Here is an 11,807-nt window from a genome sequence, read left to right on the forward strand (position 1 = left end):
GGTCAGTCTCGGGGTGGGGTTGCAGGGTGGTCGGTCGCCGCCGTCACGTGGGTCTCACGGGCGGCTCTCAGGCAGAGCTGGGTCACCCAGGGCCCGAGCAGGCCCAAGAGCACCATCAGCGCCGCCATGGCGGCAAAGGCGCTCTGGGCGGGCTCGAAGCCGTACAGGCGCGTCTGTTCGAGCAGCAGCACGAAAAAGGCCGACAGCGGCACGAGCGCCAAGCCGCTGAGCAGCCCTTTGCGCAGGGTGATGCCGCTGATGCGGGCCACGGCCAAGCTGCAGGCGGTTTTGCTCAACAAGCGCAGGCCCAGTAGGGCCAAGGCGATCCAGATCGATGACCAGACGTCGGCCCAGACGATCAGCGAACCCACATAGACGAACAAAAACACGCCCAGCAATTCACCGATGGAGCCAAAGCCGCGCTGCGCGTTGGTGAGCTGAATGCGGCGCTCGCGCGCCACGATGCCAAACACCAGCGCCGCCAGCAGCGGCGACAGCATCAGGGCGTAGGCGGCGGTGGTCAGCAGCAGCACGGCGAGCGCAAACACCACCGACAGGCTCTGGCTGTGCGCGGCCACGCGGCGCAGCAACCAGGGAATGGCCACACCGATGGCGGCTCCAAGGGCGACCGAAACCGCCAGCGCGTAAACGCTGCCGATGGCGGCGGCCTGCCAGTCGCCGACAGCACGCACGTGCCACAGGCCCACCACCAGTTTGACCAGCAACACCGCCACCAGGCAATTGATGGCGCACAGGTGCATGATGCGCTCGGTCACTTGACCGGCGGCGCGGGTTTCGTGGGCCACGCGCAACAACACCGCCGGCGAGGTCGAAACCGCCAACGCCGCCAGAATCAGCCGCACCTCGAGGCTGAGCTCGAACCAGCCGGTGGCCCAAAACACCACGGCAAAAGTCAGGGCCGACTCAACCAAGCCCAGCAACAGCACCCAGGGGTTGTGGCGCAGCCAGCGCAGGTTGATGCGGTAGCCGAGCTCGAACAGGATCAGCGCCAAGGCCAGGTTGGCCAAAAACGACAAGCCGGTGACGGCGGCGGTCAGGCCGTGCAGGTTGAGCCAGCCGCCCAGCAGGCCGACGGCAAAGTAGGTGCTCACGCGCGGCACGCGCCAGAGCGTGTGCAGGCGTTCGCCGGCCAGCCAAGCCAGCAGCAAGGCCAGCGGCCAGCCCATGGCCTGTACGAAGAAGGGCAGTTCTTGTAGCTGCATCAAATCCATGCTCCTTGCTGTCAAGCAAAAGGTGGTGAGCGATGGCCGGGCGGTACGGCGCCAGCGGGCTTAAGTCTGCTTGCGTCGCGCCGCCACGGCGTCGGCCAGTCCTTGCAGCAGGCCGACGGTGTCGTCCCAGCCGATGCAGGCGTCGGTGATGCTCTGGCCGTAGCACAGGGTGCCGATGGCGTCTTGGCCAGGCGTGAATTTTTGTGCCCCGGCGCACAGGTGGCTTTCGACCATCACGCCCATGATCTGGCGCGATCCGGCGGCGATCTGCTGTCCGATGTCGGTGGCCACTTCGAGCTGGCGCTGGTGCTGCTTGCTGCTGTTGGCGTGGCTGCAGTCTATCATCAGGCGCGGCGTGAGTTTGGCGGCGGCCAATTCGGCGCAGGCGCTGGCCACGCTGGCGGCGTCGTAGTTGGGCGCTTTGCCGCCGCGCAAAATCAGGTGGCAGTCGGGGTTGCCCTTGGTCTGCACGATCGCGACTTGGCCGTTTTTGTGCACCGACAAAAAGTGGTGCCCGCGCGCCGCGGCCAAAATGGCGTCGCTGGCGATGCGGATGTTGCCGTCGGTGCCGTTCTTGAAGCCGATGGGCGCGCTCAGGCCCGAGGCCAGTTCGCGGTGCACCTGGCTTTCGGTGGTGCGCGCGCCGATCGCGCCCCAGCTGATCAGGTCGCCGATGTACTGCGGGCTGATGACGTCGAGGAACTCGCTGCCGGCGGGCAGGCCGAGGCGGTTGATGTCGATCAGCAGCTGGCGCGCGATGCGCAAGCCCTCGTCGATGCGAAAACTGCCGTCGAGGTAGGGATCGTTGATCAGGCCCTTCCAGCCGACCGTGGTGCGCGGTTTTTCGAAATACACCCGCATCACGATCTCGAGCTGCTCGCGGTGCTGCTCGCGCAGCGGCTGCAGGCGCCGGGCGTAGTCGAGCGCGGCGGCGGGGTCGTGGATCGAGCACGGGCCGACCACCACCAGCAGCCGCTCGTCTTGCCCTTGCACGATGCGGTGGATGTTGCGCCGCGTCTGGCCGATGAGTTGCTCGACCGCGGTGCCACGGATCGGGAAAAAGCGGATCAGGTGTTCGGGAGGCGGCAGCACGGTGATGTCCTCGATGCGTTGGTCGTCGGTCAGGCTGGTGCGATCGATCGGGTGCGTGTGCCAGTAGTCGGCGGGGGCGGCGGCGGTAGTGCTCATGGTCAAACTCCTTGAAGGGGGTGGCTGCGAAAGGGGTGGGTGTTGCTTAAGGGGCGAGGGCAAAAAAAAACCGCCGGAGGGTTTCCGACGGTTTTTTGGGCGCCTGCGGCCGGTTTTATGGGGCCGCACTCATCGCTCTCTGCCGTCGGTGACGCGTGAGAACCAAAAGCTGGCAAAATAAAAGCGGGCGGCTTGCATGGGCGACAATGTAGCACATTTGCAGTGCCCCAGCCTGCTGCCTTCGTATCCCCCGCGCGCTCCCCCGGTGCTGCCTGCGCGGACCCTTACACGGGCCGGCAAAGCGGGTAGAGTGCCCACCCTGATGAGACCCAGCCCCCCAGCCACCGCCGCCGCGTCCACCGACAGCCCCAGCCCCAGCCCCAGCGATGACGCAGCCCCCGTCGCGGCCGGCGTGAAAACGCCTGCCCCCGAAGCCCACGCCAACTGGTCGGCCCTGCGCCGCCTGCTGCCTTACCTGTGGCAGTACCGCTGGCGGGTGGCGGCGGCGCTGGCCTTCATGGTGGCGGCCAAGCTGGCCACGGTCTCGGTGCCGCTGCTGCTCAAAGAGCTGGTCGATACCCTAGTCCCGCCCGGTGGGCCGAACCGGCTCGGGCTGCCCGAGGCCGGGGTGGCGCTGGTGGTGCTGCCGCTGGGGCTGCTGCTGGCCTACGGGGCGCTGCGCTTTTGCACTGCGCTCTTTACCGAGCTGCGCGAGCTGGTCTTTGCCAAGGCCACCGAGGGCGCCACCCGCGCCATCGCCTTGCAGGTGTTTGGCCATCTGCACGACTTGAGCCTGCGCTTTCACTTGCAGCGCCAGACCGGCGGCCTGACGCGCGACATCGAGCGCGGCGTGCGCGGGGTGCAGTCGCTGGTGTCGTACCTGCTCTACAGCATCGTGCCCACGATCCTCGAAGTCACGCTGGTGCTGCTGCTGCTGGGTTTGAAGTTCGACCTCTGGTTTGTCTGGATCACGCTCGCTGCGCTGGTGCTGTACGTGTTTTTCACGCTGCGCGTGACCGAGTGGCGCATGGAGCTGCGCCGCCACATGAACGAGGCCGAGTCGCTTAGCCAGAGCCGCGCCATCGACTCCTTGCTCAATTACGAGACCGTGAAGTACTTTGGCAACGAGGGCTTCGAGGCGCAGCGCTACGACGCGGCGTTGGAGGGCTTGCAGCGCACCCGGCTCAAAACCCAAGCCACCCTGTCGCTGCTCAACGCCGGGCAGCAGCTCATCATTGCGCTGGCGCTGGTGGCCATGCTCTGGCGCGCCACCGAGGGCGTGCTGGCCGGGCGCATGACGCTGGGCGACCTGGTGATGATCAACGCCTTCATGATCCAGCTCTACATCCCGCTCAATTTTCTGGGCGTGCTGTACCGCGAGATCCGCCAAGGCCTGATCGACGTCGAGCGCTTGTTCACGCTGCTCGACAGCCAGCGCGAGATCGCCGACCGCCCCGATGCCACCGAGCTGCAGCTGCAGCAGGCGCCCGAGATCCGCTTCGAGGACGTGCACTTTGGCTACGAGCGCGAGCGCGAGATTTTGCGCGGCCTGAGCTTCACCATCCCGGCCGGGCAGACGGTGGCGGTGGTGGGGCCGTCGGGCGCGGGCAAATCGACGCTGGCGCGGCTGCTGTACCGTTTTTATGAGGTCGGGCAGCCGGGGCAGGGGCCGCAGGCGTCCGGGCGCATCACCATCGACGGTCTAGACCTGCGCGCTTGCACCCAAGCCAGCCTGCGCCGCGCCATCGGCATCGTGCCGCAAGACACGGTGCTGTTCAACGACAGCATCGAGTACAACATCCTGTACGGCCGCCCCGATGCCGGGCCCGAGGAGGCACGGCGCGCAGCGCAGGCGGCGCACATTCACGACTTCATCAGCGCCCTGCCGCAGGGCTACCAGACCGCGGTGGGCGAGCGCGGGCTCAAGCTCTCGGGCGGCGAAAAGCAGCGCGTGGCCATCGCCCGCACCCTGCTCAAAGACCCGCCGATCCTGATCTTCGACGAGGCCACGTCGGCGCTGGACTCGGCCAACGAGCGCGCCATCCAGGCCGAGCTGCGCCAGGTGGCGCGCAACAAGACCACGCTGGTGATCGCGCACCGGCTCTCGACCGTGGTCGATGCGCACCAGATTCTGGTGCTGGAGCAGGGCCGGATCGTCGAGCGCGGCCGCCACGCCGACTTGCTGGCCGCCGGGGGCCGCTACGCGCAGATGTGGGCGCTGCAGCACCACGGCGCTGGCGCGGCGAGCCCCCCGCCTGAGCTGCCCGGACACGAAGCTGCGACAATTCCGCCATGACCGACGCCGCTGCCCCAACCCCTGCTTCCACCGCTGTTTCCACTGCGGCCTCGCCCGAGGCCCTGAGCCTGATTCGCCCCGACGACTGGCACCTGCACGTGCGCGACGGCGCGGCGCTGCAGGCCGTGCTGGCGCACTCGGAGGCGCAGTTTGGGCGCGCCATGATCATGCCCAATCTGAACCCGCCGGTGCGCACATTGGCCGATGCCAGCGCCTACCGCGAGCGCATTTTGGCGGCGCTGCCACCGGGCTCGAACTTCGAGCCGCTGATGACGCTGTACCTGACCGACCAGACCGCGCCCGACGAGATCGTGCGCGCGCAAGCCAGCGGCATCGTGCACGGTGTCGGCGAGGCCTTTTTGGCCGGCGCCACCACCAATTCGGCCTTTGGCGTGAGTGACTTTGCGCGCTGCGACGAGGTCTTTGCCGCCATGCAAGAGGTCGGCCTGCCGCTGTTGCTGCACGGTGAGGTCACCGACCCGGCGGTGGACGTATACGACCGCGAGCGCGTGTTCATCGACTTGCACCTGAGCCGCATCGTGGCGCGCTTCCCGCGCCTGAAGGTGGTGCTCGAGCACATCACCACGCGCGAGGCGGTGGAGTTCGTGACCCAGGCCGGGCCGCTGGTGGCGGCCACCATCACCGCGCACCACCTGCTCTACAGCCGCAACGCGCTCTTTAGCGGCGGCCTGCGCCCGCACTACTACTGCCTGCCGGTGCTCAAGCGCGAGCAGCACCGCCTGGCCTTGCTCGAGGCCGCCACCAGCGGCAACCCCAAGTTCTTTCTGGGCACCGACAGCGCCCCGCACGCGGCCCACCTCAAAGAGCACACCAGCGCCTGCGCCGGTTGCTACACCGCGCACGCCGCGCTCGAGCTCTACGCCGAGGCCTTCGAGTCGGTGGGGGCGCTGGAGCGGCTCGAGGGCTTTGCCAGTTTTTACGGCGCCGATTTTTATGGCTTGCCGCGCCACACCGAGCGCGTGACGCTGCGCCGCCAGCGCTGGGAAGTGCCCGCTGCCTACCCCTTCGGCCAAGCCGAGCTCAAGCCGCTGCGCGCCGGCGAGGCACTGGACTGGCGGCTCGACAACACAGCGGGTTGAATTAAGAAAGAAGCGGCCCCCACAAGTAGCAGGGGCCGCAGGCGCCCACGCCCCGCGGCTGGGGCGCTGCGCCTAGCCGCAGACGCCGACGTGGCCGCAGGCGGTGCAGTAGTCGCAGCCGTCGCGCCGGATCATGGCGTGGGCGCCGCACTCGGGGCATTTCTTGCCCGCCATCAGGCCCGGGCCGCTGGGTGCGGCGGCCGGTTCGGGCTCGGGGTCGGCCTCGGGCTCGGGCTCGGGCAGCGCCAGGCTGAGCTGGTCGGCGTTCAGGTTGCGCCGGGCGCGCAGCTCGAGGATGTTCTGGATCGCGTAGGCGATGGCCGCCACTTCGGAGTCGTGCCACAGCGGCACCTGGGTGCCATCTTCCTTGATCTTGTGGCCGTGGCGCACCGGGCCGCGGTCCCAAGCGACTTTGCGCATGTCGCTCAGCGCCCGCTCCAGAAAACCGCCGCGCGCAGCCAGCGACAGCAGCCGCATGCTGGCCGTGATCCACTGCTGCGATTCGCCGTACTGGCCCACCGGCATGAAAAACTCGATGGCGCGATCGACGTGGCCCGAGCCATCGGGGCGCGGCAGCGGCAGGAACGAGACGATCAGGTACAGGCGTTTGTGGCCTTCGTGGGTCCAGTACTCGATTTTTTCGGCCACGGCGTCGAGCGCGCCCTTGGGGCGGCTCTCGATCACGCTGCGCATCGGGTCGGCTGGGGCGGCGGGTGCGGGCGCGGCGGCCGGGACTGGGGTGGCGGCGGGGCTTTCCGGCAGGGTTTCGAGCACCGAACCCAAGATGGCGTTCGGGCGGTAGGTGGCCAGCCCTTTGAGGCCGGCGCGCCAGGCGTGCAGGTACAGGTCTTTGAAGTCGGCGTAGGGGTAATCGGCGGCGACGTTGACGGTTTTGGAGATCGCGGTATCGACAAAGGGCTGCACCGCCTCCATCATGGCGATGTGGTCGTGCGCGCTCATCTCGAGCGCGTTGACGAAGCAGTCGGGCAGCTGGCGCGTGTCGTGGCCGAGCGCGCGGTACAGGCGCCAGGCGTGGTCTTGCACCTCGTATTCGCTGCGGCTGCCGTCGGCTTCGCGTTTTTTGCGCAGATAAGTCCAAGAAAACGCCGGCTCGATGCCGTTGGAGGCGTTGTCGGCAAACGCCAGGCTGACGGTGCCGGTGGGCGCGATGGAGAGCAGGTGGCTGTTGCGGATGCCGTGGGCGCGAATGCTGGCTTGAATGTCGGCCGGCAGGCGGCTGGCGAAGCTGCCGGCCTCGAGGTAGCGTTCGGCGTCAAACAGCGGGAACGCGCCTTTTTCGCGCGCCAGCTCGACCGAGGCGCGGTAGGCGGCGTCGCGCATGCAGGCCGCGATTTCGCGCGCCATCTCGCGCCCGGCGGCGCTGTCGTAGCGCAGCCCCAGCAGCACCAAGGTGTCGCCTAGGCCAGTGAAGCCGACGCCGATGCGGCGCTTGGCCTGCGCCTCGCGCTGCTGCTGCGACAGCGGCCAGTGCGTGAGCTCGAGCACGTTGTCGAGCGCGCGCACCTGCACGGCCACGCAGTCGGCAAAGCGCTCGAAGTCAAAGCGCGCCGTGCCGCCGTGGTCAAAGGGGTGCAGCACGAAGCGCGGCAGAATCACCGGCCCAAGGTCGCAGCAGCCGTAGGGGGGTAATGGCTGCTCGCCGCAAGGGTTGGTGGCTTCGATGCTTTCGCAGTAGCGCAGGTTGTTGTCGCGCGCGATCTGGTCGAGGAACAGGATGCCGGGCTCGGCAAAGTCGTAGGCCGAGCGCATGATGGTGTCCCACAGCGTGCGCGCCGGCAGCTGGCGATAGACCCACAGGCCATCGGCGCGTTGCTGGGCGCCAGCGGCCACTTGGTCGGCGCCGGGGGTGGCCGGGTGCACCAAGTCCCACGGGCGGTCGTGCAGCACGGCTTCGATGAAGGCGTCGCTCACGCCCACCGAGACGTTGAAGTTGTTCCAGCGCCCCGGGGTGCGCTTGGCGGTGATGAACTCGAGCACGTCCGGGTGGTCGATGCGCAGCACGCCCATCTGGGCGCCACGGCGCGCGCCGGCGCTCTCGACCGTGGCGCAGGACTGGTCAAAAACGTTGATGTAGCTGCAGGGCCCGCTGGCGGTCGAGGCCGTGCCCTTGACGCGCGCGCCCTTGGGTCGGATGCGCGAAAAATCGTAACCGACACCGCCGCCGCGGCGCATGGTCTCGGCGGCTTCGCGCAGCGCCTCGTAGATGCCGGGGTAACCAGCGTCGTCCATGCCCTGGATGCAGTCGCCCACGGGCTGTACAAAGCAGTTGATCAGGGTGGCGCTGATGCCGCTGCCGGCCGCGCTCATGATGCGCCCGGCGCCGATGCCGCCGGCGGCGAGGTTGCGCCTAAAAAGAGCCTCGAATTCGGCGCGGCGCTCGGGCGCCTCGACGCTGGCGAGTGCGCGCGCGAGGCGGTCAAACAGATCGTCGGCGTTGCGCTCGTCGCCCTTGAGGTATTTTTCGCGCAGGACGTCGAGGCTGATCGGTTGCGGCGGCAGGTCGGGCAGCGCGCCAGCGCGGGGAGCGGGGCTGGAAATAGAAGCGGTGGGGGCGGAGGAAGTGGGGGTAGCAGAGGTCATAAGGGCAGCGTGAGTCGGGCTGCGGTGATTTTAGGCTGCAAGCACCGGGCGGGCCGGGCGTAGGGTTGGGCAGGCTCGAGCTCGGCCAACCAAGCCGCTTTGGGGTCGCCGCTGACGCCTTCGCGCACGCCTTCGATGAGCCAGCGCAGCAGGTCGCGCACTGGGCGGATCTGGTCGCCAAAGGGCAGCGGGCCGGCGCCGCGAAAAAACAGGCCGCGCTGCGCGTCGCCCTCGAGCGCGTGCCCGAGCTGCTGGTCGATGCAAAACTGGCCCATCTCGGCCTTGCCGTCGCGCAAGCCGCAGTGGGTGAGGCAGTCAAAGCCCATGTTGCAGTGGCCCTTGGCGTGCGCCACCGCCTTGAGCTTGGGCTCGATGCGCAGGTATTTGCTCAGCCAGTGGTTGCGCACCCCGCGCGCCGGCAGCCCAGCGACGCTGATGAACTCGGCCAGATCGCGTGGCCGCGCCCGCGCCAGAATGTGCTTGAAGCCCAGATCGGCATCGCATTCTTGGGTCACGGCAAAGGCGGTGCCCAGCTGCACCGCATCGGCTCCCAAGCCCTGCAGGCGCTGCACATCGGCGCGCTCATAGACGCCGCCGGCGGCGATCAGGGGGATGGCGCGCTCGATGCCAGCCGAGCGCAAAAAGGCGCGCACCGCCGGCAGCACCTGCTCGAAGTCGAAGCGGCTGTCGCGCAAATCTTCGACCTTGGCCGCGCCCAAGTGGCCACCGGCCCAGCGCGGGTGCTCGATCACGATGGCGTCGGGCAGGCGGCCTTTTTTCTCCCACTTGCGCACGATCAGCTGCACACCGCGCGCATCCGACAAAATCGGGATGAGGGCGGTTTTGGGGTGGTCTTGCGCCATTTCGGGCAAATCGAGCGGCAGCCCGGCGCCCACCACCAGCGCGTCGATGCCGCAGGCCAGCGCCTCGCGCACGTGCGCGCTGTAGGCGCTGATGGCCTTCATGATGTTGATCGCCAGCAGGCCGCCGCCTTGTGCGATTTCGCGCGCGCGCGCGATCTCGCGCCGCAGCGCCACGATATTGGCGGCGTCGATCAGCGGCCGCGCCTCGGGGCCGGTGCCCAGATGCGCGGTCTGTTCCATCAGGTCGGGGTGTTTGCGCCGCAGATCGACCGACGACAGCGTGCCCACCGCCCCCAGCGCCGCCACGCTACCGGCCAGGCTCGAGGCCGACACCGCCACCCCCATGCCCCCTTGCACGATCGGCAGCAGGGTGCGGCCGAGCAGGCGCAGGGGTTGCAGGCCGAAGTCGGGCAGGCGCTCGAGCAAGACAGGGGTTGGGGGTGAATTCGGGGTCATGGGGTGCGGGGGTTGTCAGTCAGGAGGCGGCGCGCCGCAGGGTGCGAGGGGTTCTGGTTCAAATAATAGAACAGTTTTTTGTCGTGGCGCCGGATGTGGATCGACAACCAGTCGCGCAACACGCTCGACAGTTGAGCCGCTACCGTGATGGCGCCGGCGCTCTGGCGCTGCTTGAGTTGCCCGAGCAGATCAATGAATTCTTGATGTGCGGCGCGGTGTTCCTTTAGGTAGGGGTAGCGCAGCCGCTCCATCAGGCTTTCTTCGCGCCGGATGTGTTCGTGGGTGTCGCGCAGCAGGGTGTCGAGCAGGTCAGCGACCACCTCAAGGCCGCGCCCTTGGCTGGTGGCACTGTGCAGTTCGTTGACGGTGGCGACCAGTTTTTGGTGGTCGGCGTCGATCACGCCGCGGTCTATGACCAGATCATCAGCCCATTCAAAATACGCCATTCGAACTCCCGTGTATGAAAAATGAGCCCTAAAAGTGCCGGGTTTTAGGCGGGCCGATCGAGCAAGGGCTGGTTGCCCTGCTGAAGCTTAAACACACCCACCGCCGCTGCCAGCTCGCGCGCTTGCAGGCTGAGGGACTGAGCGGCTGCAGCCGATTCTTCAACCAGCGCCGCGTTTTGTTGTGTGGCCTGATCGAGCTGATGGATGGCTTGGTTGATCTGGTCTATGCCCGCAGCCTGATTGAGTTCGGCGCCGGTGATTTCGCGCATCAGATCGGCGACGCGGCGCACGTGCACCACGATTTCGTCCATGGTGCTGCCGGCTTGCTCGACCAGCTTGCAGCCGTCGTTGACGTTGCTCACCGAGGTGCCGATGAGCTGCTTGATCTCGCGCGCGGCGCTGGCCGAGCGCCCGGCAAGGCTGCGCACCTCGCTGGCGACGACAGCAAAGCCGCGCCCTTGCTCGCCGGCGCGTGCGGCTTCGACGGCGGCGTTGAGCGCCAAGATGTTGGTTTGGAACGCGATGCCGTCGATCACGCCGATGATGTCGGCGATTTTGCGCGACGACGTATTGATCGCCTCCATGGTGTGCACCACTTGCGCCACCACTTCGCCGCCACGCACCGCCACCTGGGAGGCCGACTCGGCGAGTTGGTTGGCGTGGCGGCTGCTGTCGGTGTTGCGCTGCACGGTTTGGGTGAGCTCCTGCATCGAGGCCGTGGTCTGTTCGAGCGCGCTGGCTTGGTGCTCGGTGCGCGCCGACAGATCTTGGTTGCCCGCTGCAATTTGGCCGCTGGCGCTGGCGACCGATTGCGAGCCTTGGCGCACTTGGCTGATGATTTTGCCCAGTGACTGATTCATGTCCTGCAGCGCTTGGAGCAGTTGGCCGCATTCGTCTTGGCGCGCTTGGGTAAGCACCCGTCGGCTCAGGTCGCCAGCGGCAACGCAGCGCGCCAGCTGCACGGCTTCGACCAAGGGCCGGGTGATGGAGCGCGAAATCGACACCGCCAGCAGCAAGGCCAGCACGGCAGCCGCCAGACCCAAGGCAAGCAACCAAAGCTGGGCCGTGGAGATGGTTTGGCTCAGTTCGGCGTTGCTGTCGTTGACGGTGCTTTGTTGTGCTTGCACCAAGGCGTTGATTGGGGTTTGCAAGGCGTCGAGGGCTGGCAGGGTCTCACTGAGCATGAGGGCGACGGCGGCCTCGCGATCTCCTGCTTGAACCAGCTGGCCGACGCGCACAAACGATTCCACGTAGGCGCGGCGTTTGCTGGAAAGATCGGCCAATAAGCGCTGGTGTTCGGGGTCGTGCGTCAGTTCGGTAAGGGTGGCAAAAGCATCGTCGATGAGCTGGCGGTTTTGCGCGATATGGCCCCGAATCTGTGTGATCTGTGCCGGGTCGGTGACGATCAACATCTCGAGGTTGCGCCGCGCATTGGCGCGCGTGGTGGCGTTGATGGCGTGGGCAGCTTCAGACTTGACCCATTCGCTCTCGATCAGCCGGGTGTTGACCGTCTGCACCTGCACAAAGCCCCAGACGGCCACGCCCACCAAGGCCAGCATCATGACGATCAACGTGCCATGACTCAAGCCCAACCGGGAGGCAATATTCCAATCGACGAATTTCAA

General features: G+C 67.3%; 8 protein-coding genes. 2 read left to right on the forward strand and 6 right to left on the reverse strand.

The window, feature by feature from the left end; translation table 11 throughout:
* Positions 1-2 precede the first annotated feature (2 nt).
* Both ACVMK0_RS00450 and ACVMK0_RS00455 read right to left on the reverse strand, forming a co-directional pair.
* The gene (locus ACVMK0_RS00450) at positions 3-1,223 is read right to left on the reverse strand and encodes a cation:proton antiporter (RefSeq protein ID WP_476464620.1); all 1,221 of its coding nucleotides are present in this window, start codon (positions 1,221-1,223) and stop codon (positions 3-5) included.
* 69 nt (positions 1,224-1,292) lie between these two features.
* Positions 1,293-2,420: a 3-deoxy-7-phosphoheptulonate synthase gene (locus ACVMK0_RS00455; RefSeq protein WP_476463927.1), complete on the reverse strand. Its 1,128-nt coding sequence runs from the start codon at positions 2,418-2,420 to the stop codon at positions 1,293-1,295.
* Positions 2,421-2,742: 322 nt separating this feature from the next.
* Between ACVMK0_RS00455 and ACVMK0_RS00460 the strand changes: the two genes are divergently transcribed.
* Together ACVMK0_RS00460 and pyrC are read left to right on the forward strand one after the other, a co-directional pair.
* Positions 2,743-4,716, forward strand: a complete 1,974-nt coding sequence (locus tag ACVMK0_RS00460) for an ABCB family ABC transporter ATP-binding protein/permease (protein WP_476463928.1) — start codon at positions 2,743-2,745, stop codon at positions 4,714-4,716.
* Entirely contained in the window at positions 4,713-5,816 is a 1,104-nt protein-coding gene (gene pyrC / locus ACVMK0_RS00465; RefSeq protein WP_476463929.1) for a dihydroorotase, read from the forward strand. The genes ACVMK0_RS00460 and pyrC overlap by 4 nt, the downstream gene beginning before the upstream one ends.
* Before the next feature lie 72 nt (positions 5,817-5,888).
* On the opposite strand, the gene ACVMK0_RS00470 is transcribed toward pyrC, so the two are convergent.
* Genes ACVMK0_RS00470 through ACVMK0_RS00485 form a run of 4 tightly spaced genes read right to left on the reverse strand, consistent with a single transcriptional unit; the run spans position 5,889 to position 11,807 of the window.
* Entirely contained in the window at positions 5,889-8,417 is a 2,529-nt protein-coding gene (locus ACVMK0_RS00470; protein ID WP_476463930.1) for an adenosylcobalamin-dependent ribonucleoside-diphosphate reductase, read from the reverse strand.
* Entirely contained in the window at positions 8,414-9,736 is a 1,323-nt protein-coding gene (locus ACVMK0_RS00475) for an NAD(P)H-dependent flavin oxidoreductase (protein WP_476463931.1), read from the reverse strand. The genes ACVMK0_RS00470 and ACVMK0_RS00475 overlap by 4 nt, the downstream gene beginning before the upstream one ends.
* Positions 9,733-10,182: a bacteriohemerythrin gene (locus ACVMK0_RS00480; RefSeq protein ID WP_476463932.1), complete on the reverse strand. Its 450-nt coding sequence runs from the start codon at positions 10,180-10,182 to the stop codon at positions 9,733-9,735. The genes ACVMK0_RS00475 and ACVMK0_RS00480 overlap by 4 nt, the downstream gene beginning before the upstream one ends.
* 44 nt (positions 10,183-10,226) lie before the next feature.
* A complete protein-coding gene (locus ACVMK0_RS00485) occupies positions 10,227-11,807 on the reverse strand; it encodes a methyl-accepting chemotaxis protein (protein WP_476463933.1) in 1,581 nt (526 codons plus the stop codon).

The organism is Serpentinimonas sp. SSL01 (assembly GCF_056323735.1).